This is a genomic window from Flavimobilis soli, from assembly GCF_002564025.1.
In the GTDB taxonomy this organism is placed as follows: Bacteria; Actinomycetota; Actinomycetes; order Actinomycetales; family Cellulomonadaceae; genus Flavimobilis; species Flavimobilis soli.
Map to the genome: position 1 here is coordinate 969,753 of NZ_PDJH01000001.1, position 23,623 is coordinate 993,375.

The 23,623-nt window shown below is 72.3% G+C and carries 19 protein-coding genes and 2 tRNA genes; 7 read left to right on the forward strand and 14 right to left on the reverse strand.

Going from position 1 to position 23,623, the window contains the following annotated elements:
* Positions 1 to 152: 152 nt before the first annotated feature.
* Together ATL41_RS04485 and ATL41_RS04490 are read right to left on the reverse strand one after the other, a co-directional pair.
* Positions 153 to 917, reverse strand: coding sequence for a hypothetical protein (locus tag ATL41_RS04485; protein ID WP_098457397.1), 765 nt, complete (start codon positions 915 to 917; stop codon positions 153 to 155).
* Positions 917 to 2,554, reverse strand: a complete 1,638-nt coding sequence (locus ATL41_RS04490; protein WP_098457398.1) for an AAA family ATPase — start codon at positions 2,552 to 2,554, stop codon at positions 917 to 919. Before ATL41_RS04490 ends, ATL41_RS04485 begins: the two co-directional genes overlap by 1 nt.
* Before the next feature lie 138 nt (positions 2,555 to 2,692).
* On the opposite strand from ATL41_RS04490, the gene ATL41_RS04495 reads away from it, so the two are divergent.
* Genes ATL41_RS04495 through ATL41_RS04505 form a run of 3 tightly spaced genes read left to right on the forward strand, consistent with a single transcriptional unit; the run spans position 2,693 to position 7,217 of the window.
* Positions 2,693 to 3,145 carry an HIT family protein gene (locus tag ATL41_RS04495; protein WP_098457399.1) on the forward strand — a complete coding sequence of 151 codons (453 nt, stop codon included), beginning with the start codon at positions 2,693 to 2,695 and terminating at the stop codon, positions 3,143 to 3,145.
* 49 nt (positions 3,146 to 3,194) lie between these two features.
* The gene (locus ATL41_RS04500) at positions 3,195 to 5,870 is read left to right on the forward strand and encodes a phosphoenolpyruvate carboxylase (protein WP_098457400.1); all 2,676 of its coding nucleotides are present in this window, start codon (positions 3,195 to 3,197) and stop codon (positions 5,868 to 5,870) included.
* 42 nt (positions 5,871 to 5,912) lie between these two features.
* Positions 5,913 to 7,217 carry an MFS transporter gene (locus tag ATL41_RS04505; protein ID WP_098457401.1) on the forward strand — a complete coding sequence of 435 codons (1,305 nt, stop codon included), beginning with the start codon at positions 5,913 to 5,915 and terminating at the stop codon, positions 7,215 to 7,217.
* A 12-nt stretch (positions 7,218 to 7,229) separates the two neighbouring features.
* Here ATL41_RS04505 and ATL41_RS04510 read toward each other — a convergent pair whose 3' ends face one another.
* Both ATL41_RS04510 and ATL41_RS04515 read right to left on the reverse strand, forming a co-directional pair.
* On the reverse strand, positions 7,230 to 7,763 hold the full coding sequence (locus tag ATL41_RS04510) for a heme-degrading domain-containing protein (protein WP_098457402.1): 534 nt from the start codon (positions 7,761 to 7,763) through the stop codon (positions 7,230 to 7,232).
* Between the two features lie 43 nt (positions 7,764 to 7,806).
* Complete coding sequence (locus tag ATL41_RS04515; protein ID WP_098457403.1) at positions 7,807 to 8,895, reverse strand: Gfo/Idh/MocA family protein; 1,089 nt, start codon at positions 8,893 to 8,895, stop codon at positions 7,807 to 7,809.
* A gap of 103 nt (positions 8,896 to 8,998) precedes the next feature.
* On the opposite strand from ATL41_RS04515, the gene ATL41_RS04520 reads away from it, so the two are divergent.
* Both ATL41_RS04520 and ATL41_RS04525 read left to right on the forward strand, forming a co-directional pair.
* A complete protein-coding gene (locus ATL41_RS04520; RefSeq protein ID WP_098457404.1) occupies positions 8,999 to 9,412 on the forward strand; it encodes a cupredoxin domain-containing protein in 414 nt (137 codons plus the stop codon).
* 121 nt (positions 9,413 to 9,533) lie between these two features.
* Positions 9,534 to 10,529 carry an NAD-dependent epimerase/dehydratase family protein gene (locus ATL41_RS04525; protein WP_169924495.1) on the forward strand — a complete coding sequence of 332 codons (996 nt, stop codon included), beginning with the start codon at positions 9,534 to 9,536 and terminating at the stop codon, positions 10,527 to 10,529.
* A gap of 13 nt (positions 10,530 to 10,542) precedes the next feature.
* Here the strand turns inward: ATL41_RS04525 and ATL41_RS04530 are convergent, their stop codons facing one another.
* The 4 genes from ATL41_RS04530 to ATL41_RS04545 are packed head-to-tail and all read right to left on the reverse strand — an operon-like array spanning position 10,543 to position 13,715.
* The gene (locus tag ATL41_RS04530; protein ID WP_143556568.1) at positions 10,543 to 10,788 is read right to left on the reverse strand and encodes a hypothetical protein; all 246 of its coding nucleotides are present in this window, start codon (positions 10,786 to 10,788) and stop codon (positions 10,543 to 10,545) included.
* Positions 10,785 to 12,764 carry a ferrous iron transport protein B gene (gene feoB / locus ATL41_RS04535; RefSeq protein ID WP_098457407.1) on the reverse strand — a complete coding sequence of 660 codons (1,980 nt, stop codon included), beginning with the start codon at positions 12,762 to 12,764 and terminating at the stop codon, positions 10,785 to 10,787. Before feoB ends, ATL41_RS04530 begins: the two co-directional genes overlap by 4 nt.
* Positions 12,764 to 13,036 carry a FeoA family protein gene (locus ATL41_RS04540; RefSeq protein ID WP_098457408.1) on the reverse strand — a complete coding sequence of 91 codons (273 nt, stop codon included), beginning with the start codon at positions 13,034 to 13,036 and terminating at the stop codon, positions 12,764 to 12,766. The genes feoB and ATL41_RS04540 overlap by 1 nt, the downstream gene beginning before the upstream one ends.
* A 55-nt stretch (positions 13,037 to 13,091) precedes the next feature.
* Positions 13,092 to 13,715 carry an L-threonylcarbamoyladenylate synthase gene (locus tag ATL41_RS04545; protein ID WP_098457409.1) on the reverse strand — a complete coding sequence of 208 codons (624 nt, stop codon included), beginning with the start codon at positions 13,713 to 13,715 and terminating at the stop codon, positions 13,092 to 13,094.
* A gap of 127 nt (positions 13,716 to 13,842) precedes the next feature.
* Between ATL41_RS04545 and ATL41_RS04550 the strand changes: the two genes are divergently transcribed.
* Positions 13,843 to 16,710, forward strand: coding sequence for a cation-translocating P-type ATPase (locus ATL41_RS04550; RefSeq protein ID WP_098457410.1), 2,868 nt, complete (start codon positions 13,843 to 13,845; stop codon positions 16,708 to 16,710).
* 43 nt (positions 16,711 to 16,753) lie between these two features.
* On the opposite strand, the gene aroA is transcribed toward ATL41_RS04550, so the two are convergent.
* From aroA to ATL41_RS04580, 6 genes are all read right to left on the reverse strand, one after another.
* Entirely contained in the window at positions 16,754 to 18,016 is a 1,263-nt protein-coding gene (gene aroA / locus ATL41_RS04555; RefSeq protein WP_098457411.1) for a 3-phosphoshikimate 1-carboxyvinyltransferase, read from the reverse strand.
* 57 nt (positions 18,017 to 18,073) lie between these two features.
* Positions 18,074 to 18,784, reverse strand: a complete 711-nt coding sequence (locus ATL41_RS04560; protein ID WP_245854894.1) for a glycosyltransferase family 2 protein — start codon at positions 18,782 to 18,784, stop codon at positions 18,074 to 18,076.
* Positions 18,718 to 19,419 (reverse strand): alpha/beta fold hydrolase, encoded by a 702-nt coding sequence (locus ATL41_RS04565; protein ID WP_098457413.1) that lies wholly within the window; start codon positions 19,417 to 19,419, stop codon positions 18,718 to 18,720. Before ATL41_RS04565 ends, ATL41_RS04560 begins: the two co-directional genes overlap by 67 nt.
* 91 nt (positions 19,420 to 19,510) lie before the next feature.
* A tRNA-Met gene (locus ATL41_RS04570) sits at positions 19,511 to 19,584 on the reverse strand.
* Positions 19,585 to 19,738: 154 nt separating this feature from the next.
* Positions 19,739 to 19,812: transfer RNA gene (locus tag ATL41_RS04575), tRNA-Met, on the reverse strand.
* Between the two features lie 96 nt (positions 19,813 to 19,908).
* Complete coding sequence (locus ATL41_RS04580; protein WP_098457414.1) at positions 19,909 to 22,932, reverse strand: UPF0182 family membrane protein; 3,024 nt, start codon at positions 22,930 to 22,932, stop codon at positions 19,909 to 19,911.
* A gap of 130 nt (positions 22,933 to 23,062) precedes the next feature.
* Here ATL41_RS04580 and ATL41_RS04585 point away from each other — a divergent pair, with 130 nt between their 5' ends.
* Positions 23,063 to 23,623: a PPA1309 family protein gene (locus ATL41_RS04585; RefSeq protein ID WP_098457415.1), complete on the forward strand. Its 561-nt coding sequence runs from the start codon at positions 23,063 to 23,065 to the stop codon at positions 23,621 to 23,623.

Below are 23,623 nucleotides of genomic sequence, written 5' to 3' on the forward strand. Positions count from 1 at the left end.
CGAATGGATACGACCCCTCGCATTCCGTATCCATCCTCACCGCGCGGCACGTCGGCTTTGTGGGCCGTATGTCCCGACGCACAGTGACGTCGGTCGCGTCGGGAACGCCCACCCGCTGGCGGCCTCACCCGCCCACCCTCCCGAGCACGTCGTCACAGGTCGAGCTTGCGACCCCCGGTGGAGCTGCGCGGCTGCCCAGGGCGAGGTGGCGGCGTGGGCATCCAGCGCGTCGGCTCAGGCTCGACGTCAGGGACTCCGTCGAACGGCACGCCCCCGGGCGGGCCGGGCCGGGTCGGCGGCAAGGGCTCGAGGACACGCCGGGACGCGGCGGGGTCGACCGGCGGGGCCGGACGGGGCGGTGGCGGCGCCTGCGGCACAGGCGCCACCTGGCCGGCGGGCTCCTCGGTCCCCGTGTAGACCTGCGGGAACGACGCCGCGAGACGCGGGTCGTACCCGTCGGGCACGGCCGACGTCGGCAGGTGCGACGTCGGGAACCTTGACGCCTGCCCCGGCCGAGCGCCGCGCGCCTGCGCCGCCGCGATCATGCTGACCTCGACGCCGACCTCGCGCCGTGCGATCCGCTCGAGCCTGCGCTGGTTCATCGCCCACGCATGGACGACCGACGTGACCCGGAGGATCCAGATGATCGACGACACGGCGATCTCGTCGGCGGTGCCGAAGAAGAGCCCCGCCCCGCCGAGGGTCCCGCCGCCGACGGCGACGAGGCCCCAGACCCACGCCCAGAGCTCGTAGCGCCCCTTGTCACCGTCGTCGTCAAGGTTGGCGCGCATCCAGAACCAGACGAACGTGAGGGTCCCGAGCGACAGCAACGGTACGAGCAGGAGCCAGCTCTTCGGGCGCGTCCAGGACGTGTCGGCGAGCCGCTGCTCGACGGTGCGGACGTGGTGCGGGTACATCAGAACACGACCTTCCGGCCGCCGCCGTCAGGGCCTGCGTCGAGGGGCGAGATGCCGTGCGGGCCGATCGGCGCGAGCGGCTCGTCGGAGACGGTCGCAGCGACCGCGCGGCTCGCAGCCCACTCGCGGATCGTGGCGACCTGCTCGGCCTGGGTCACGGACAGCGGCACGGTCGACACGACTGCTCGCTGGAGGTCCTCGACGCGCAGCGCACGGCGTTCCGCGAACGCGTCGAAGCACGCCGCGACGACGGCCTGCTCGATCTCGGCACCCGAGAACCCGTCCGTGCCCGCGGCCAGGTCGGCGACGAGCTGTTCGGTGAGCGCGAGCTCGCCACCGAGCGCCTCGCCCTCGCGCAGCCGCTTGCCGAGGTGGAGGGACCAGATCGTGCGGCGTTCGGAGTCCGTCGGCAGGTCGACGAAGAAGATCTCGTCGAAGCGGCCCTTGCGGAGCAGCTCGGGCGGCAGCGCGTCGATCTTGTTGGCCGTCGCGATGACGAACACCGAGGAGCTCTTCTCCTGCATCCAGGTGAGGAACGTGCCGAAGACGCGCTGGCTCGTGCCGGAGTCCCCGCTCTGCGCGCTCGACGCCGAGCCGAAGCCCTTCTCGATCTCGTCGATCCACAGGATCGACGGCGCGACCGCCTCGGCGAGGCGCAGCGACGCGCGCATGTTGAGCTCGGAGGACCCGACGAGGCCGGAGAAGATCTTGCCGACGTCGAGCCGCAGGAGCGGCAGGCCCCACAGGCTCGACATGCACTTGGCGGTCAGCGACTTGCCGCAGCCGGGCACGCCCGTGATGAGCACGCCCTTGGGCGGGGAGATCCCCCAGCGGGCCGCGTCCGGGAGCCACGAGCCGTTGCGCTTCGCGAGCCAGCGCTTGAGGTTCTCGAGGCCGCCGACGTCGTCGATCGAGCCCGCCGGGGGCACGAACTCGAGGAGCGCGGACTTGCGGATCGTCTGGCGCTTCTCGTCGATCACGCGGTCGATGTCGGTGACGTCGAGGACGCGGTCGCCCGCGATCGCGCGTGCGAACGCGTTCTCGGCCTCCCAGCGGGTCAGGCCGCGGGCAGCGTGGACGAGCCGCACCTTGTCCTCGGGCGTGAGCCGGTTCTGGATGCCCGCGGCGTTGGCCTCGATGATCGCGTCGAGGACCTCCTCGATCTCGTCCGTGTCGGGCAGCGGGAGGTCGACGACGGACACGACCTTCTCGAGGTCCGGCGGCAGGTCGAGCGCCGGCGACACGATGACGAGCGTGTGCGGCACGTCGCCGACCTTGAACGCGGCGGCGACGTCGAGGATCGCGCGGACGAGGATCGCGTCGGGCGTCTGGCCGTCCGAGCCGAGGAAGTGGTGCAGGTCCTGGAAGACGAAGATCGTCGGGCGCGTCATCGCAGCGGCGGCGGCGAGCGCCGCCTCGGCGACCTGCGGACGGCCCGGGTCGCCCGGGTAGTGCAGGCCCCGGCTGACGGAGTAGCACATGACCTGGCGCGCGCTGCGGAGGGCGGTCGGGTCGGTCGCGATCGACTGGACGGCGCCGATCACGCGCTCCGCCTCGTGCGTCTCGACCACGAGCACGGGGTGCCGTGCGCGGATCAGGTCGACGAGCGTGTCCCTGAAGCCGGCGGTGCTGCCCATCCCCTGTCCCCTCCTCGCGGTGCGAGTCCCCTCCCGCACGCGTGCTGCGGGCCGCGCGTGCGGCGGCCGTCGTCAGCGCAGTCACGGTACCGCAGCGCGCAGCCGTGACGACAGCGCTCCCGGCGGTAGGTTGGCACCATGGCCACGCTCTTCACCAAGATCATCGACGGCGAGATCCCGGGGCGGTTCGTGTGGGCGGACGACCGTGCCGTCGTCTTCGCGACGATCGCGCCGATCACCGCCGGTCACGTCCTCGTCGTGCCGCGCGCGGAGGTCGCGGCGTTCACGGACGCCGACGACGACCTGCTCGCGCACCTCGTGCGTGTCGCCAAGGTCGTGGGCAGCGCGCAGAAGACGGCGTTCGGCGCGCCGCGCGCCGCCCTCCTCGTCGCCGGGTTCGAGGTCCCGCACCTGCACGTGCACGTCCTGCCCGCGTGGGGAGAGGCCGAGCTGTCGTTCGCGAACGCGCGTCCCGACACCCCGGGCGAGGAGCTCGACGCCGCGGCTGAGCGGCTGCGGGCGGCGCTGCGGGAGGCCGGCGAGGGTGCGCACGTCCCGGCGTCGCTCTCCTCGCTCGAGCCGAACGGCTGACATTCGGACAGTCAGGTGCGAGCCGGGACGAAGAACTACAGTCATCCACGTGAGTGACAAGGAAAATGCCCCGGCCCCGACCGAAGACCGTCGCCACGCACGCCACGAGCTCCCAGACGAGCTGCGTGCGGACGTCCGCCTCCTCGGCGGGCTGCTGGGCCAGGTCCTGACCGAGTCCGTCGGCCCTGACCTGCTCGAGGACGTCGAGAAGCTGCGCTCCCTGACGATCGCGGCGTACAGCGACCCGTCGCCGGACGCGATCCAGGCCGCTGCCGACCTCATCGAGACCTTCTCGCTCGAGCGTGCCGAAGAGGTCGCCCGCGCGTTCCTCTGCTACTTCCACCTCGTCAACCTCGCCGAGGAGCACCACCGTGTCCGCGTGCTGCGCCGCCGCGAGGCCGAGGGCGCCACGCACAGCGACTCGCTCGAGCACGCCGTCGCGCAGCTGCGCGACGAGATCGGCGACGAGGAGACGGCCCGCCGCATCCAGGGGCTCGAGTTCCGCCCCGTCCTCACCGCGCACCCGACCGAGGCCCGTCGGCGTGCGGTCGCCGCCGCGATCCGCCGCATCACCGAGCTGCTCGCCGCGCGCGACGCCGTCGACCTCGGCGGCATCACGCTCGCGGACAACACCCGCCGTCTGACCGCGGAGATCGACGCGCTGTGGCGCACGTCCCCGCTGCGCTCGTCGAAGCCGTCGCCGCTCGACGAGGTCCGCACCGCGATGTCGACGTTCGACCAGACTCTCTTCGAGGTGTTCCCCGAGGTCTACCGCCGCTTCGACCAGCTCCTCACGGGCGAGGACGCCGGCCGCGTCGCGCCCGTCGTGCCGCCGTTCGTGCGCCTCGGCACGTGGATCGGCGCCGACCGCGACGGCAACCCCAACGTCACCGCGACCATCACGCGCCAGGCCGCGGCGATCGCGAACGAGCACGTGCTCATCGCGCTCGAGCAGGTCGCGACCCGCCTCGGCCGCTCGCTGACCCTCGACGCGGACACGACTCCCCCGTCGGCCGAGCTCGAGAAGCTGTGGAAGGCGCAGCAGGTCCTCGCCGAGGACCTCACCAAGGAGATCGCGCTGCGCTCGCCCAACGAGCCGTACCGCCGCGTCCTCCTCGTCATCGCCCGCCGCATCGCGGCGACGCTGAGCCGCAACGCGGACCTCGCGTATGTCAAGGCCGAGGACCTCCTCGCCGACCTGCTCGTCGTGCAGGGCTCGCTCGTCGAGGCCGGCGCCCCGCGCGCCGCGTACGCCGAGCTGCAGCAGCTCATCTGGCAGGTGCAGACGTTCGGCTTCCACCTCGCCGAGCACGAGATCCGCCAGCACTCGCAGGTCCACCGCGAGACCCTCGCGGAGATCGCGGAGAAGGGCGCCGACGGCGACCTGTCCGACCGCAGCCGCGAGGTGCTCGACGTCTTCCGCGCGATCGCCGCGATCCAGAAGCGTTACGGCGTCCCCGCGGCACGCCGCTACATCGTGTCGTTCACGACGAGCGCCGAGGACCTCGCCAACGTCTACGAGCTCGCGCGCCACGCGCTCGGCGCCGACGCCGAGCTGCCCGTGCTCGATGTCATCCCCCTGTTCGAGACGTTCGCGGACCTCGAGGCGAGCGTCGACGTGCTCGACGAGACGATCAAGCAGCCCGCCGTGCGCGAGCGGCTCGCCGCGACCGGCCGCCGGCTCGAGGTCATGCTCGGCTACTCCGACTCGTCGAAGGACGTCGGGCCCGTCTCGGCGACGCTCGCCCTCTACGACGCGCAGAGCCGCATCGCCCAGTGGGCGAGGCGCAACGACATCACGCTGACGCTGTTCCACGGCCGTGGCGGCGCGCTCGGTCGCGGTGGCGGCCCCGCGAACCGCGCGATCCTCGCGCAGCCCCCGCACTCGGTCGACGGACGCTTCAAGCTCACCGAGCAGGGCGAGGTCATCGCGGCCCGCTACGGTCACCCGGTGATCGCGGCCCGCCACATCGACCAGGTCGCGGCCGCGACGCTGCTCGCGTCCGCCCCGAGCATCGAGGAGCGCAACGCGGGCGCCGCCGAGAAGTTCAAGGACATGGCGGCCACGATGGACGCCGCGTCGCGCGAGCGGTTCTTCGCCCTCGTGAAGTCGCCCGGCTTCCCGCGGTGGTTCGCCCAGGTGACCCCGCAGGACGAGGTCGGCCTCCTGCCGCTCGGCTCGCGCCCCGCCAAGCGCGGCCTGTCGATGAACTCCCTCGACGACCTCCGCGCGATCCCGTGGGTCTTCGCGTGGACGCAGGCGCGCATCAACCTCACCGGCTGGTTCGGTCTCGGCACCGCGCTCCAGGCGATCGGCGACCCGGAGAAGCTCCAGCAGGCGTACCGCGAGTGGCCGCTCTTCGCGACGATGATCGACAACGTCGAGATGTCGCTCGCGAAGACGGACGAGCGCATCGCTCGCCGCTACCTCGCCCTCGGCGACCGTGAGGACCTCTCCGGGCTCGTGCTCGACGAGATGCGCCTGACGATCGAGTGGGTCCTGGCGACGACGGGCCGCTCCCGGATGCTCGCGGACATGCGCGTCCTCGGCCGAGCCGTGCAGATGCGCAGCCCGTACGTCGACGCGCTGTCGCTCATCCAGGTGCGCGCCCTGCGGGTGCTGCGTCTCGACGACACGCGCCCCGAGGAGGAGGTGGCCCGCATCAAGCGGCTCCTCCTGATCACGATGAACGGTGTCGCAGCAGGGCTGCAGAACACCGGCTGACACAGCGCGCCGGGCGCGCTCCCGGCAGGAAGAAGCAACAACATGAGCCGGGACCACGACGACGTGATCGACCGGGTGACGTGGCGTGCCGTCGTCATCTGGTCGATCGCCGTGCTCGCCTACGCGATCGCGGTGCTCGCCCGTAGCTCTCTGTCCGCGACCGGCGTCGAGGCAGCACTGCGCTTCGAGACGTCGGCCTCGGCGCTGTCGATGTTCGCGGTGCTGCAGCTCGCTGTGTACGCGGGCATGCAGATCCCTGCGGGGATCTTCCTCGACCGCTACGGCGCCCGCATCGCGATCACGCTCGGCTGCGCCCTCATCGCAGGCGGGCAGGTCGCGATGGCGTTCGCGTCGTCCGTCCCCGAGGCGGTCGGCGCGCGCATCCTCGTGGGCGGCGGCGACTCGTTCGTGTTCATCTCGGTGATCCGGCTCGTGCCCGCGTGGTTCCCGCCGCGCGCCGTCCCGCTGACCACGCAGCTCACCGGGATGTTCGGCCAGCTCGGCCAGCTCGGCAGCCTCGTGCCGTTCGTCGCGCTGCTCGAGGCGCGGGGCTGGCCGACGGCGTTCGTCACGGCCGGTTCGCTCGCGGCGCTCATCGCGGCGCTCGTCGCGATCGTCGTGCGCGACGGCCGTGCACGCGTCGTCGTCGACCTTCCCGAGGAGCCCGAGCCCGCCCCTGCCGAGCGTGACGTCGCCGCGGTGCGCCCGCCGACGATGCTCGAGACGTGGCGGGACCCCGGCACGCGCGCAGGGTTCTGGGCGCACTTCGTCGCGCCGTTCCCGGCGTACGCGTTCGTCCTGCTGTGGGGCTCGGTCTACATGACGCGCGCCGAGGGCCTGAGCTCGGACGCCTCGCTCGGCGTCCTCAACTTCTACGTCGTCGCGTGCCTCGTCATGGGACCGCTCCTCGGCGTGCTCGCGGGGCGCTTCCCGCGCCGCAGGCTCGTGCTCGTCCTGACCGTCGTCGGAGCGCAGGTCCTCGCGTGGGTCCTCGTGCTCGCGTGGCCCGGCGCGACGCCTGTCCCCGCGCTGCTCGTCCTCGCGACGACGATGGGCGCGGCCGGACCGGGCTCTCTCGTGGGCTTCGACTACGCGCGCGAGACCAACCCCTTGCGCACGCTCGGCCTGTCGACCGGCATGGTCAACACGGGCGGCTTCATCTCGACGCTCACGACCATGCTGCTCGTCGGCGTCGCGCTCGACCTCCTCGGCGAGGGCACGCCCGACCTCATCACCGACCGTGGCTTCACGCTGGCCTGGCTCACGCTCGTGCCGCTGTGGGCGCTCGGCGTCACGATGCTCGTGCGCGCCGACGGCCGCCTGCGCCGTGCGCGGGCGGCCGCCTGACCTCGGTCCGCGTCAGCGCAGGTCCTCTGCGTGCCCCACGCGACCGTGCGCGCGCGTCTGCGCGATCACCAGGCGCAGCCCCTCGACGACGAGAGCGTGGTCGTCCATCTGGGGCAGGCCGGAGACCGTCACCGTGCCGACCATGCCCACGCTCTGCACGAGCACGGGGAACGAGCCGCCGTGCGCCGCGTAGGCCGTCTCGTCGAACCACGGGTCGTCCTCGATGCGGCGGCCCTTCAGCCGGGGGCGCAGGCCCACGAGGAGCGACGGCTCGGCGTAGCGCAGGACCGTGGCGGTCTTGCGGCGGATCCAGTCGGCGTTGTCGCGGGTCGCGCCGGGCATGGCGACGTGGAACAGGGTGTGGTCCCCGCGCGAGACGTCGATCGCGACGGGCAGCTCGCGCTCCTCGGCGAGCCGCACGAGCGTGAGCCCGAGCCTTCGGGCGTCGTCCGCCGTGAACGAGGCCAGGTGCAGCTCGGACATCTCCGCCTCGATCTGCGAGATCGTCGCGGCGATCTCCTCGGGCCCCTTCGGGTAGTCGGTCATGGTCACTCCTCGGGTCGAACCTGCGGTGGAACGCGCTGACGGGTCACGAGGCTGCGACGGCAAGCACCTCCCCCTGCCGGGCGGAGCGGCGCGCGGTCTCGAGCACGTCGAGGACAGCGGCCGCGTCGGTCACGCTCACGGGCGCGGGCGCTCCCTCGTGGAAGGCGCGGGCCACGCCCGCGTAGTACGCGGGGTAGTCCCCCGCGAGCACGGGCCGGGTCGAGCGCTCGGGGCCCGCGACGACGTCGGCGGTCGCGGGCGTCTCGGCGACGCCCCACAGGGAGCCGTCGTCCGCGAGGCCGTCGCCGACCGGGTAGCGGCCGGCACGCAACGCGTCCTCCTGCGGGTCGAGCCCCCACGTGACGATCGCGGCGTTCGAGCCGACGACGCGGAACCGCGGGTTCTCGTGGGCGGCGACCGCGCTCATCCAGAGGTGCGAGCGCACGCCGCCGACGTGCGTGAGAGCGACGAACGAGTCGTCGTCGGCCTCGACACCCTCCCGGCGGACGTCGCACTCGGCGTACACGCTCGCGACGGGGCCGAAGAGCTGGACCGCCTGGTCGACGAGGTGCGCGCCGAGGTCCCACAGCAGGCCGCCCGCCATCTCGGGCGCGGCGGACTCGCGCCAGCCGCCTGTCGCGACGGGGCTCCACCGCTCGAAGCGGGACTCGAAGCGTCGCACGTCGCCGAGCAGGCCGGACGAGACGGCGTCGCGCACGGTGAGGAAGTCGCCGTCCCAGCGGCGGTTCTGGAAGACCGTGAGCAGCAGCCCGCGGGACCGGGCGAGCGCGTCGAGCTCGCGGGCCGCGCGCGCGTCGGGCGCGACGGGCTTGTCGACGACGACCGCGAGGTCGCGCTCGAGCGCGGCACGCGCGAGCGGCACGTGCGAGTCGTTGGGCGTCGCGACGACGACGAGGTCGAGCCCGAGGGTCCACAGCTCGTCGACCGCGGCGACGACCGTCGCGCCCGGGTAGCGCGCCGACGCGGCGGCTGCCCGGTCCGCGCGCCCGGTGACGATCGCGCTGAGCTCGAGGCCTGGTGTCGAGGCGATGAGCGGCGCGTGGAACGCCTCCCCCGCGAGCCCGTACCCGATGAGGCCTACCCGTGCGTCCTTGCGTGCCACGTCGTCCATGCCGTGCTTGTCCTCCGTCGTCGTCGTCCGGTGTCACCTCCATCTTCGCCCACGTGAGGGCTCCGGATCCATCCGCACGGCCGGACGGTCGTAGGCTCGTCACGTGCCTCGCTCCTCCCTCCTGCGCCCTTCTCGCGCACGCGCCCGCGTCGCGGCCGCGCTCGGTGCGCTGCTCCTCGCCGTGACCGCCGCGTGCGGCCCCGACGCCCCGCCCGAGCCGGCGGCGCCGTACACCGCGGCCGACGGCAGCTACCACGTGCCCGTCCTCATGGCGGACATGCGCTTCGAGCCGTCGACGATCGTCGTGCCGGAGGGTGCGCACCTCGTCGTGGAGCTCGAGAACACCGACGGCATGCCGCACGACCTCGTCCTGCCCGACGGCGCCACGTCGGGCCTGCTGTCGCGCGGGCAGAAGGCGACCGTCGACGTCGGGACGGTGACGGAGGCTCTCGAGGGCTGGTGCTCGGTCCAAGGGCACCGCGCCGCAGGGATGGTGCTCGGCATCAGCGTCGGCTGACGCGCCCGCGGGCGCCTTCGGTGATCTACGTCACGATGAGGGGACCATCGGCCCGCGGAATGCCGACCCGCGACCGCAAGACTGGCGTGCAGGAACAGTCGCCGGACGCGGGAGGAGAACCGTGCAGGAGGTCCTGGTCGTGGGTGCCACGGGCACGCTCGGCTACCACGCGACCCTCGAGCTCCACCGGCGCGGGTACGCCGTCACGGGCCTCGCCCTGCCGGAGCCGGGCGCCGCGCACCTCCTCCCCGCGGGCGTCGAGCTCGTCCTCGAGGACCTCAACGCCATGTCCGACGGCGAGCTCGCGAACCTGCTCGTCGGCAAGCACGCGGTCGTGTACGCGGCCGGCTTCGACGACCGCGTCGTCCCGGACAGCCCCGCCGCGCACTTCTTCTACGAGGTCAACGTCCGGCCGGTGCAGCGCGTCGTCCGCGTCGCGCGTGCCACGCGCGTCGCACGCTTCGTCCTGTTCGGCTCGCACACGGTCGAGTGGGGCGAGATGTGGCCCGAGCTGGGCTTCCGCACGCGCAACGGCTACCCTCGCACGCGCTTCGTCCAGGAGGAGGTCGCGGTGCTCGAGGGCGAGGGCGCGATGACCGTCTCGGTCCTGCGCCTGCCCTACGTTTTCGGCACGACGCCGGGCCGCACCTCGCTGTGGCAGGTGTTCGTCGACCGTGTCGCGGCGCAGAAGGGCGACGTCGTCGTGCAGGGCGGCTCGACGTCGTCCGTGACCGTGCGCCAGGTCGCGCAGGCGACGGTCGGCGCGATCGAGCGAGGCGTCCACGGCGGACGCTACGCGATCAACGGCTACGACCTGTCGTACGCCGAGCTGCACCGCGTCATCTGCCGCGAGCTCGGGCGCTCGCCGGGCGACGTCGTCGTCGCGCCGCTCGAGCCGCAGCTCGCGAGCATGGAGCGTTACGACAGCGCTACCGCCTCGATGGGCAAGGAGCACGGCATCCACATGGCCGACGCGGTGCGGTTCCAGGACCGGTACGCGTGCACCCCGACGCGCCTGACGCAGGACGTCCTCGGCTACGAGGACGACGACGTGCCCGCCGCGATGACCGAGACCATCCGCGAGTGCGTCGCGCGGCACGCCGCGCGACGCACCTGACCGCCCGACCACCTCACGACGCGAACGGGCACCCCGCGCACGCGATCGCCGCGAGCGACGACGACGCCGTCGGGCACGAGCCGCACCCGCCCCCGACCGCCTGGCTGGGCGTGACCACCAGGCCCAACCTGCGAGCGAGGTCGAGCGCCGCGTCGACCGCCCCCGAGTCCACACCCAGGTCCGCGGCGATCCGCCTCGACGTCGCTCCCTCCCCCGCCCGCGCCACCACGTCGGCGACGAAACCCTGACCGTGCCTCACCACCACAGTCTCCCGACCTGGAACACCGCGACGGCGAGGAACCACGCCGTGACGAGCTGGATCGCGACCGCGACCGCCGTGCGGCGCGCGCCCAGCAGGCGGGCCTGCTCAGCGACAGTCGCGAGGCACGGCGTGTACGTCAGCACGAAGACGAGGAACGCGATCGCGGCGACACCGCCGTGGCCACCGGAGCTCTCGTCGAAGGACGCCCGCAGGCGCTCCGCGAGGCTCCCGCCGTCCGCCGGGTCCTGCGGCTCGTCGACCGCGAACGACTGTGCGAACGCCCCGACGACGACCTCCTTCGCGACGAAGCCCGTCGCGAGCGCCGCCGTCGCGTGCCAGTCGCCGAAGCCGGCCGGCCCGAACACCGGCGCTGCGGCCTGCGCCGCCCAGCCGTACGCGCTGTCCCCCACCGGGACGTCCGCGACCTGGTGCTCGCCCGTGACCGGGACGGCCTGCAGGAGCCACACGACCGTGAGGGTCAGGACGATGATCGTCCCCGCCTTGCGCACGAACGCCTCGACCCGCTTGCCCGCGGACAGCAGGAGCGCCCGCAGGCGCGGCCGCTGGTAGGCGGGCAGCGCGATCACGAGCGGCTCGCGGCCGAGGTCCCGGAAGACCGTGCGGCGCAGCACGAGGCCCACCACGACGACCATGAGCACCGACACGACGTACATCGCGAGCACGACCGTGCCTGCATGGTCGGGGAAGAACGCCCCCGCGAGAAGCACGTACACGGTCAGCCGCGCCGCGCACGACGTGTACGGCACGAGGAACGCCGTGAGCGTGCGCTGCCGGGCGTCCGGGAGCGTGCGGGTCGCGGCGAGCGCCGACAGGTTGCACCCGAACCCGACGACGAGCGGCAGCACCGCACGGCCGTCGAGACCGATCGCGCGCATCACACGGTCGGCGACGAACGCGGCCCGGGCGAGGTAGCCTGAGTCCTCGAGCAGCGCGACGCCGACGAACATCATCCCCATGAGCGGCGCGAACGACAGGACCGTGCCGAGGCCCGCGACGAGGCCGTCGACGACGAGACCCTCGAGCCATGCCGGGCCTGGCATCACGTCGGCGAGGAGCCCTGCGAACCAGCCGCCCACCGCACGGTCGACGAGGCCCATGAGGGGCGCGGCGACCGACGTCGCGACCTGGAACGCGAGCCACATGACCACGAGCAGGACGGGCAGGCCGACCCACGGCTGCAGGAGCCACCGGTCGACGCGGTCGGTGACGCTCGGGCGGGCCGTCTCCGGGACGCCGACGACCGCACGCTGCACCTCGTCGACCCAGGCGAAGAGCACGTCGGCGTGCGCGAGCTCGGCCTCGAGCGAGACCGGCTGCCGGGGCTCGGCGTGGTTGGGGGCCGTGCGCGCGACGAGCGCCGCGAGGGACGTGGTGCTCGACGTATCCGTCGGGCCGTCGGTGGCCGCGCCGTCGAGCACGCGTCGCACCTCGCGGGCGAGCGCCTCTCCTCCGCGTCCGCGGCGCGGGTCGATCGCGACGACTGGCACGCCCAACGTCTCCGCGAGCGCGTCGGCGGGGACGGGCGCGCCTGCGCGCGCGGCGACGTCGTTCATCGTCACGGCCACGACGACCGGCACGCGTCGCTCCGCGACCTGAGCGAGCAGGTACAGCGAGCGTGGCAGGGCGGACGCGTCGACAAGCACGACGACGACGTCGGCACGGTCGGGCCCGACGTCGGCGACGGCGGCCGCGGTGACCTCCTCATCGGGCGACCGCGCGAGGAGCGAGTAGGTACCGGGCAGGTCGGTCAGCCGCACCGGGCGGTCCTCGGCGCTCCACGTGCCGCGACGCAACTCGACTGTCGTGCCGGGGGCGTTCATGACGTGCTGACGTGCACCGGTGAGGAGGTTGAAGAGCGTCGACTTGCCGACGTTCGGGTTACCGACGAGGAGGACCGTCGGGAGGTCGAGGGTCCGCGCCTGCGGCGCTCCCGCTGGCTCGTGGCAGGTCATCAGGCCTCGGCGGGGAGGTGCACGCGGATCGCGCGGACGGTGGGCCCGTCGACGCCGAGCCGCATGCCGGTCATCGCACCGCGCGATGCGCTCGCTCCCGGGGTGCCCAGCGCGAGCACGCGACCGCCGAAGGCGGCCCGGTTGAGCACGCGGACCGTCGCGCCCGGACGCAGCCCGAGCTCGCCCAGCCGGAAGGTCACGTCGGCGTCCGCGCCGACGTCGACCGAGGCGATGCGCGCCGTCGCTCCGACGGGAAGGTCCACGAGGTCCATGCGCCGAACGTAACGCTGAGGTAAGCCTTACCTCCTGGGACTCAAGTCCCGGGTGCTACTCGAAGCGCGACGGGTCCCCCGCGCCCACCCGCGCCACAACCGGGTCGCCGTCCGAGAAGTCGACGACCGTCGTCGGCTCGGTGCCGCACTCCTCACCGTCGTCGATGATCGCGTCGAGCACCATGTCGAGCTCGTCCTTGATCCGCCACCCCTCGGTCATCGGCGTCTCCTCGCCCGGGAGGATGAGCGTCGAGCTCAGGATCGGCTCGCCGAGCGCGCTCAGCAGCGCACGCACGACCGGGTGGCTCGGGATGCGCACGCCCACGGTCTTCTTGCGCGGGTGCGCGAGACGGCGCGGCACCTCCTTCGTCGCCGGGAGGATGAACGTGTACGGGCCGGGGGTCGCTGCCTTGACCGCGCGGAACGCCCGGTTGTCCACGTGGACGAACTGCCCGAGCTGCGCGAAGTCCGCGCACACGAGGGTGAAGTGATGGTCCGGGCCGAGGCCACGGATCTTGCGGATCCGGTCGGCACCGGCATGGTTGCCGATGCGGGAACCGAGCGCGTAGCAGGAGTCAGTCGGGTACGCGATCACGGCGTCGTCCTGGAGGAGCGCGACGACCTGCGCGATCGACCGCGCCTGCGGGTCACGGGGATGCACGTCGAAGTAGCGGGCCATGATTCAGCGTAGCCCTGGGCCTCGGCTCCCCGCACCGCCGCCAGACCGCGCCCGCCACCCGCTCCGCTGCGGCAGCGCGGGTCGTCCGACCCGCGCGCCCTGCTCGCCGGGGCGAGACACTGGACGCATGAGCCCCGAGCCCTCGACCACCGAGATCCCGGACGCCTCCGTCCTCGACGCGCGCGACGTCGCGCGCCGCCTCGGCACCGACCTCGCCAGCGGCCTGTCGTCCGCCGAGGCGGCTGCGCGGCTGGAGCGCGACGGCGCGAACGAGCTCGAGCCACCGGAGCGCATCCCCGCGTGGCGCAAGGTGCTCGCCCAGCTGCGGGACCCGCTCGTCGTGCTCCTGCTCGTCGCGATCGCCGTGTCATTCGTCGCGTGGGTCGTCGAGGGCGCGCACGGCGCGCCGTTCGAGGTGATCGTCATCGCCGTCATCGTCGCGGCGAACGCACTGCTCGGCTACGCGCAGGAGGCGCGCGCCGAGGCCGCGGTGGCCGCGCTCGCCGACATGAGCGCCGCTCACGCGACCGTCGTGCGCGACGGCGAGCCCCGCTCCGTCCCCGCCTCCGAGGTCGTCGTCGGCGACCTGCTCGTGCTCGGCGAGGGCGACACGGTCGCGGCGGACGCTCGCCTCGTGTCAGCGGCCGCGCTGCGCGTCGCCGAGGCCTCGCTGACCGGCGAGAGCGAGCCCGTGCTCAAGGACCCCGCGCCCCTGCCCGCCCCGACCTCGCTCGGCGACCGGCTGTGCCTCGTGTTCTCGGGGACCGCGGTCGCGCAGGGGTCGGGGCGCGCGGTGGTCACGGCGACCGGCATGCGCACCGAGATGGGCCATGTCGCCGACCTGCTCGCGACGACCGTCGAAGAGCCCACGCCGCTGCAGCGCGAGATCTCCGGCGTCGGCAAGATGCTCGGCACGGTGGTCGTCGTCATCGCGGTGGTCGTCGTCGCGACGATCCTCGTGACGTCGCACGTCCGCACCCTCGACGGGCTCGTGACCGTCCTGCTCCTCGGCGTCTCGCTCGCGGTCGCCGCCGTGCCCGAGGGGCTGCCGGCGATCCTCTCGGTCGTGCTCGCGCTCGGCGTGCAGCGGCTCGCGAGGCGCGGTGCGATCGTCAAGAAGCTGTCGTCCGTCGAGACCCTCGGCTCGGCGACCGTGATCTGCTCGGACAAGACCGGGACGCTCACCCGCTCGGAGATGACCGTCGAACGGGTCGTCACCGCGTCGGGCGAGGTCGTTCTCACCGGCGAGGGATACTCGCCCGAGGGGCAGGTCCGCGTCGTCGACGACGATGCGCCGCTGACCCCCGAGACGCGCCCCGACCTGTTCCGCGAGGTCGCGATCGTCCTCGGTGGCGGCTCCCTCGCGAACGACTCCTCGCTGCGTCGCGACGGCGACCGCTGGGTCGCGCAGGGGGACCCCACCGAGGTCGCGTTCCACGTCGCCGAGCGCAAGCTCGGCACGACCGAGTCCCGCGCCGCGCGCTTCGAGCGCCGCGGCACCGTGCCGTTCACGTCGGAGCGCAAGCTCATGTCGACGCTCGAGGCGGACTCCGCGCCCGAGGCGGCGGACCACGCGCTCGTCACGAAGGGCGCGCCCGACGTCCTCCTCGGCCGCTGCACGCACCAGCGCGTGGGCGGCTCCGTCGTCCCCCTCGACGATGCGGCACGCGAGCGTGTGCTCGCGGAGGTCGACCGGCTCTCCGACATGGCGCTGCGGACGCTCGCGGTCGCGTACCGCCCGCTGCGCGAGCTCCCCGCCGACCTCGACGACGGCGCGCTCGCCGCGCTCGAGCGCGAGCTCGTCTACGTCGGCACGGTCGGCATCATCGACCCGCCGCGGCCCGAGGCCGCGACCGCGATCGCCGAGGCGCACCGCGCCGGTATACGTGTCGTCATGATCACGGGCGACCACCCGCGCACCGCGGGCCGCATCGCCGGCGACCTCGGCATCGTCGAGCCGGGCGCGCGCACGCTCACGGGGACAGAGCTCGACGAGGTCGCCGCTCGGGGGCCCGACGCCGAGGCGCAGGCCGTGCGAGACGTGTCCGTCTACGCGCGCGTCGCGCCCCGGCACAAGATCGAGATCGTCGACCTGCTCCAGGCCGACGGCGAGACCGTCGCCATGACCGGCGACGGCGTCAACGACGCGCCCGCCCTCAAGTCCGCGGACATCGGCGTCGCGATGGGCATCACCGGGACCGAGGTGTCGAAGCAGTCCGCGACGATGATCCTCGCCGACGACAACTTCGCGACGATCGTCGACGCCGTCCGCGAGGGGCGCGGGATCTTCGACAACATCCGCAAGTTCCTGCGGTTCCTGCTGTCGTCGAACATGGGCGAGGTCGCGACCGTCTTCTTCGGGGTCGTCCTCGCGGGGGTCATCGGGCTCGCGAGCGACGACGGGACGCTCGTCCTGCCGCTGCTCGCGACCCAGATCCTCTGGATCAACCTGCTCACGGACACCGGCCCCGCGCTCGCGATGGGCGTGGACCCGGCGACCGAGGACATGATGGCGCGCCGCCCGAGGCGCCGTGACGAGCGCGTGATCGACGGACGCATGTGGCGCGACGTCCTCGTGGTCGGCGCTGTCATGGGCGCCGTGTCGCTGCTCGCGATCGACCTGGTCCTGCCCGGCGGCCTCGTCGAGGCCTCCGGCGCCGTCGCCGGGGCTGGCACGCTCGACGCGGCGCGCACGGCCGCGTTCACGGTGCTCGTGCTCGCTCAGCTCTTCAACGCGTTCGCCGCGCGCTCCGAGACGGTCTCCGCGTTCCACGGCCTGCTCGCGAACCGTTGGCTGTGGGGAGCGACGATCCTCGCCGTCGTGCTGCAGGTCCTCGTCGTGCACGTGCCCGCGCTCGGCGAGGCGTTCGGCACGGTCCCGCTCACGGGCACGCAGTGGCTCGTGTGCGTCGCGCTCGCGAGCGCCGTCCTGTGGGTCACCGAGCTGCGCAAGCTGTTCCTACGGGCCGCGGACCGCCGCCCGGCCCGCGCCTGAGCCAGAGCGCCGTCCGCGTCAGCCGCACCTGCGCTACCGCGCGTCAGCCGCGCAGGCGCGCGACCGTGTCCGCGAGGACGTCGTGGAACGTCGGGAAGGTCTTCTTGACGCACGCCGGGTCGTCGAGCGTGATGCCGTCGACCTTGAGCCCCGCGATCGAGAACGCCATGGCGATGCGGTGGTCGCGGAACGTCTCGACGTGCACCGGCTGGTACGTGCCCGGGTGGATCTCGATCCAGTCGTGGCCCGTCTCGACGTGGATGCCGGCGCGCCGCAGGTTCGAGGCGCACGCCTCGAGGCGGTCGCACTCCTTGACGCGCGTGTTGTAGACGTCCTCGATGCGCACGGGTCCGTCGGCGAAGGGCGCGATCGCGGCGAGGGTGGGCATCGTGTCGGAGATGTCGCGCATGTTGACGGTGAGGCCCCGCAGGGTCCCGGTGCCCGTGACGGTCGTCGCGGTCTCGGTCTTCTCGACGCGCGCGCCCATCTGCTCGAGCACGTCGACGAACGCGAGGTCGCCCTGGAGGGCTCCCGCGCCGAGGTGCGGCACGGTGATGCTCTCACCGAGCAGGGCGGCGGCCGCGAAGAAGTAGCTGGCGGACGACGCGTCCGGCTCGATCGCGTACTCGCGTGCGACGTACGGCTGCGGACGGACGCGGTACGTGCGCCCGTCGACCTCGACGTCGACCCCGAAGGCCCGCATCATCTCGGTCGTGATGCGCACGTACGGGACGGACACGAGGTCGGTGACCTCGATCGTCATGCCGTCTCGCGCGAGCGGCGCGACGAGCAGGAGGGCCGTGAGGAACTGCGACGACGTGCCGGCGTCGAGCGTGACCGTGCCGCCGGGCAGGGCGCCCGTGCCGGTGACGGTCACGGGGTGGTGGTCGGGCTCACCGGGGAACTCGAGCCGTGCGCCCAGGTCGGCGAGCGCGTCCGTCAGGGGCGCCATCGGGCGGCGTCGCATCTGGTCGGACGCGTCGAAGCGGAAGGTCCCGGAGCCGGTCGTCGCGAGGGCGGGCAGGAAGCGCGCGGTCGTCGCGCCGTCGCGGCAGAACACCGACACGTCGTCGACCTGCGGGCCGGTCGCCGAGCCGTGGATCGTCCACACGCTGCTCGTCACGTCACCGGTCGTGCGGGTCCCCTGCTCGACGACGTACCCGAGGGCGCGCAAGCCCTCGACGAACGCCTCGGTGTCGTCGGAGAGCAGGGGGTCGACCAGCGTGGTCTGGCCGCCCGCGGCGGCTGCGAGGAGCAGGGCGCGCGCGGTGATGGACTTGGAGCCGGGGATCTGGACGTGGACCACGCCTGGGATGGTAGCCGAGGCCGTCCGAGCCGCCGGGAACCGTCCGACGGGCGGCCCTCAGGCCTGCGTGAAGCCCGCGCGGGTCATCTCGCCCCACTCGGACTCCTTGCGGCGCAGCGCCCGGAGCACCCCGACCGCGCGCCACCACGAGTGCACGAAGTGGAACCAGAACGGCTCCGCGACCGCCGCCCACAGCAGGGCCGCGACGTCGCGCGTGCGCGGGTACCGCGCGAACGACACCTCCTCGACGAGCATCGCGGCGAGGGAGCCGAGCGTCGCGAGGAGCACGGACGCTCCGACGTACATCCACAGGAGCGACCACGGCAGGGTGCCCGTCACGAGCCCGAGCGCCACGACCGCGATGCCCAGCAGCTCGACGAAGGGACCGATCAGCTCGAAGAGCACGAAGTACGGCATCGTGATGACGCCGAGGACCCCGTACCTCGGGCGTCCGATCATCTGCCGGTACTTCCACAGCAGCTCGCCGAGCCCCTGCGACCAGCGCTCGCGCTGCCGGCGCAGCACCTTGGTCGTGCCGGGCACCTCTGTCCAGCAGACAGGCTCAGGGCTGAACACGACACGGAACGGCTCGCCGCGGTCCCGCATCATCCGGTGCAGCCCTACGACGAGGTCGGCGTCCTCCGCGAGCGACGTCGCGTCGAGGCCGCCCAGCCTCCGGGGTCTGAGGCGAGGCGCGGGCGTCAGGTCGCGTCGACCGCCTCGACGACGAGCCGCGCGAGGTCGTGCGGTCGTGTCATCTGCGGCCAGTGCCCGGTGGGCAGGTCGACGTACTGGACGTCCCTCATGCGCGCGAGCTCCGCGACGGCCGGGTGACCGTGCGCGACGAGGCCGAGGAGCATCGAGCTCGGGAACTCGCACGCGACGATCGTCGTGGGCACGTCGAAGCGGCGCTCGTCGCGGAGCACCTGCGGGTCCTGCGCGACGCCGCGCGGCTGCGGGATCGCTCGGGCGCGGAAGTCGGCGCGGAGCTGGTCGTCGAGGTCGACGAGGTCCTCGTCGTCGAACAGGTCCCACGGCGGGAGGGGGACGTCGTCACCGACGGCGGGCAGCTGGTCGTTGATCGCGTCACCGTCGCCGAGCGGGCCGGCGTCGACGTGGATGACGCGCGCCACGGCGTGGGGACGCGCGTCGGCGGCGGCGTGCGCGATGGCGCTGCCGCCCGAGTGGCCGACGAGCACGACTGGCTGCCCCGCGGCGTCGATCTCCTGGACGACGGCGGCGACGTGGTCGGCGAGGCCGATGCCGCTGCGGTCGGCATCGACCGACTCGAGCCCGGGCAGGGTCAGGGAGCGAGCGACGTGACCGGCGTTCTCGAGCGCCTCGGTGACGACGGACCAGGAGCTCGCGTCGAGCCAGAAGCCAGGGATGAGGATGACGTGCATGGGTCGACGCTAGCCGTTGCGCATCGCGGAGGCACAGAGTGCCCCAGAATGCCGAAGGGCCTGTGATCGGTGATCACAGGCCCTTCTCTCGTAGCGGGGGCAGGATTTGAACCTGCGACCTCTGGGTTATGAGCCCAGCGAGCTACCGAGCTGCTCCACCCCGCGTCGGTAACCACCACCCTACGTGGTTCCTGGGCGAACACCAACCTGAATGCGGTGTCAGCCCCCTCACACCCTGTCTCCGGTCGATCGCACGCGCCAGAAACAGCTGTGGCCCCCACGAATGTAGGGGCCACAGGCGGAGTCTCGACTCCGTTCGTAGCGGGGGCAGGATTTGAACCTGCGACCTCTGGGTTATGAGCCCAGCGAGCTACCGAGCTGCTCCACCCCGCGTCGGTCCTTCAACTGTACGGAACTACGCGCCAGCAACCAAATCGGCGGCCCGGGAGGTGCTCCCGAGCCGCCGACCTGGTTGCTTCACCGGGAGCGTCAGTCCAACGCACCCTCAGCCTCGAGCGCCTTCTGCAGCGCCTCGTTGAGGCGCTTCTGCGCCTCGCCGTACTTCGCGAAGTCGCCCTCGCTGAGCGCGGCCTCGCTGTCCTTCATCGCCTGGCTCGCCGCCTGCAGAGCGGCGTCGAGCTGCTCGCGCGGGGTGCCCGCCGCGGGCGGCGTGGTGGGCGTCGTCGGCTGCGTGGGCGTCGCCGTCGGGGTGTCCGTCGGTGTGGGCGTCTCCGTCGCGGGCGGCGTCTCGTCGTCCGTCGGCGGGACCGGGGCGGTCGGCACGTCCGTGTCGATCACCTGGTCGTCGAGGTCGACGCCCGAGTCACCGCTGAACACCTGGTCGAGCGCCTCGCCGAGCGTGTCGGCGTAGCCGACCTTGTCGCCGAACGACACGAGGACCTTGCGCAGGAGCGGGAGCTTCGTGCCGCCGGACGACTGGACGTACACCGGCTGCACGTAGAGCAGGCCGCCACCGACCGGCACCGTGAGCAGGTTGCCGTTGATGACCGTCGAGTTACCGCTCTTGAGGATGTTGAGCTGCTCCGAGATGGTCGGGTCGGAGTTGAACGTGTTCTGCACCTGCCCGGGCGCGGGCACGGTCGAGTCCTTCGGCAGGGTCAGCAGCCGGAGCTTGCCGTAGCCCTCGGCAGGCTTGCCCGCCTGGTCCCCCGCCTCCGAGTCGACCGCGAGGTAGCCCGTGAGGATCTGCCTGTCGGAGTTACCGCCCGGGATGAACGTGGACATGAGCGAGAACGCCGGCGACGTCTGGTCGGGCATCTGAAGCGACAGGTAATAGGGCGGCTGCAGCGCGGCGCTCGTCGTGCCCGTAGCGGTCGGCTCGACCGGGTTCTTCCAGAGGTCCTGCCCCGAGAAGAACACCGCCGGGGACGTCACGTGGTACGCGGCGAGCAGTGAGCGCTGCACCTTGAACAGGCCCTCCGGGTACCGGATGTGGCTCATCAGATCGCCGGAGATCTCCTCGAGCGGCGTGACCGCCGCAGGGAAGATCTTCGACCACGCCTTGAGGATCGGGTCCTCGGCGTCCCACGCGTACAGCGTCACGGTGCCGTCGTACGCGTCGACGGTCGCCTTGACCGAGTTGCGGATGTAGTTGACGCGCTTCGGGGCGAGCTGTGCGACCGCGGAACGTGCGGTCAGCGAGTCGTTCGTCGCATCGTCGAGCGAGGCAGACGCCGAGTACGGGTAGTTGTTCGTCGTCGTGTAGCCGTCGACGATCCACTTGACCCGCCCGTCGACGACAGCCGGGTACACGCGGCCGTCGAGAGTCAGGTACGGCGCGACCTTCTGCACGCGCGTGCGCGGGTCACGGTCGTAGATGATCTGCGACGCCTCGTTGACGCGGTCCGAGAAGAGGATCTGCTCCTCGCCGAACTTGATCGAGTACAGCACCTTGTTCATGAAGGAGCCGACCGACGGGCCGATCGCGACCTCGTGCGTCGGGAACGTCGTCAGCACCTGGCCGCTCGCCGTGTCCGGGTAGTCGAGCTCCCACGGCTCCGTACCCTCGGGCGCACCGACGATCGAGTAGTCGGGCGACATCTGACCGAAGTAGATGCGCGGCTCGTACTCGTCGAGCTCACCGACGGACGGGATGCCGCCCTCGAAGAAGCTCGGCTGACCGTCCGACGTCGTCGAGTTGCCGAACGCCGCCGCGACGCCGTAGCCGTGCGTGTAGACGAGATGGTCGTTGACCCAGTTCCGCTGGTCCGCGCCGACACCCGCGAGGTTCAGCTCGCGCACCGCGATCACGGTGTCGCGCTTCTCGCCGTCGATGTCGTACCGGTCGACCGAGAGCGTGTCAGCGAAGTCGTAGTACTGCTTGTTCTGCTGGAGCTGCTTGAACGACGGGCTGACGATCGACGGGTCGAGCAGACGGATCGACGCCGTCGTCTCGGAGTCCTCGCGCAGCGCGCCCGCGGTCGCGGTCGTCTTCGCGTCGTACTCCTGCTCGTCGACGTCGTCGATGCCGAACGCCTGGCGCGTCGCGTCGATGTTGCGCTGGATGTACTCGGCCTCGAGCTCCTGCGCGTTCGGCTGCACCTGGAACCGCTCGACGATCGCGGGGTAGATCCCGCCGATCGCGAGGGCGGAGACGACCATGAGACCGACGCCGATCGCGGGGATGCGCCAGTTGCCGCGGATCGCGGTGAGGACGAAGAGGACGGCGACGAGCACCGCGACCCCGGCGAGGATCGCCTTGGCGGGAACGACCGAGTTGATGTCCGCGTATCCGGCGCCGGCGAAGCGCTCGCCCTGCGTCGTGAGCAGCGCATAGCGGTCGAGCCAGTAGTTGGCCGCGAGCAGCAGCATGAACACCGCGGCGAGCACGGAGAGCTGGACGCGTGCGGCGCCCGTCGCCCGCGACTCCCCCGGCGCGACCGCGCCGGCGCGCAGACCGCCGTAGAGGTAGTGCATCGCGAGCGACGCGACGAGCGAGACGATCAGCACCGCCATGAGCAGCGACACGAAGAACCGCAGCGCCGGGAGCGTGAAGACGAAGAAGGAGAGGTCGATGCCCCACTGCGGGTCCGCGACACCGAACGACTCGCCGTTGAGCCACAGGAGGATGTCCTCCCAGCGCGCCGCAGCGGCGAGTCCCGCGAACACGCCGAGCACGGCGGGCAGGGCGACCATGACGAGCTTGCGCAGCGGCTCGATCGCCTCGCGGTACTGGTCCAGCGTCGCCTGCTCAGGGGTCGACGGCGCATAGACGGGCCGGTTGCGGAACGCAAGGTTCAGGTTGAGCCCCACGACCAGGGACATGATGAGGAATCCGACCGCGAACAGCGCGGCCTTGGCACCCCACTGGGTCCAGATCACCTTCGCGAAGCCGAGCTGGTCGAACCACAGCACCTCGGTCCAGAAGTTGGCAGCGAGGAGCACGAGGACGACGACGGCCGCCAGGACGGCGACGGTGACGCCGAGCGGGCTCACCTTCCGGCGCTCGTCGCTCGTGCGACGCACCGGTCGAGGAGGGTTGGCAAAAGACACGGGGTTCTACCTCTGGTCGGGAACGGTTCCTTCTCGCCCAACGTACGGCACCGACATGCGGTTCCACCGGTCGGGAACCGATCCTGTGGCCCTCGTCAACGGCGCCGTGGGCCTCTGGGAGAATCGAGCCATGACGAACGAGAACGAGCGCACCTACACGCTCGAGGAGCTGACCCTCGCGAACACGGTGCAGGAGATCGAGACGCACGTCGCGCAGGGCGGCTGGGACGGCCCGACGCGCGTCTTCGCGATCATCCGTACCAAGGAGGCGCTCGCGACGACGCCCGAGCTCGCGACCCAGATGCCCGAGCTCCTCGTCCAGCTCGAGGCGAACGAGCTGAGCATGCTGTCGATCGAGCAGGAGGACCTGCCCGAGACGGGCACGCTCGAGGAGCTGCTCGGGTCCCTGACGTGGCCGTCGACCGTCCACGGCGCGGGGATCGTCGTCGAGCGGGTCATGGTCCCGCCGGAGGCCGAGGCGCAGATGCCCGCCGACCCGGACGAGGCCCTCGCGTTCCTGCAGGAGCACCCGCAGCGCGAGGACGTGCGCCTCGCCGTCGGCGTGCTGCGCGACGGCCCGTCGTGGTGCGCGATCCGCACCCGCAAGCACGACGACGCGTCGAAGGTCGCGACGGGTCCGGACCTCGTGCCGGGGCTCGTGGCAGGGCTGCGCGCGACGCTCGAGGACTAG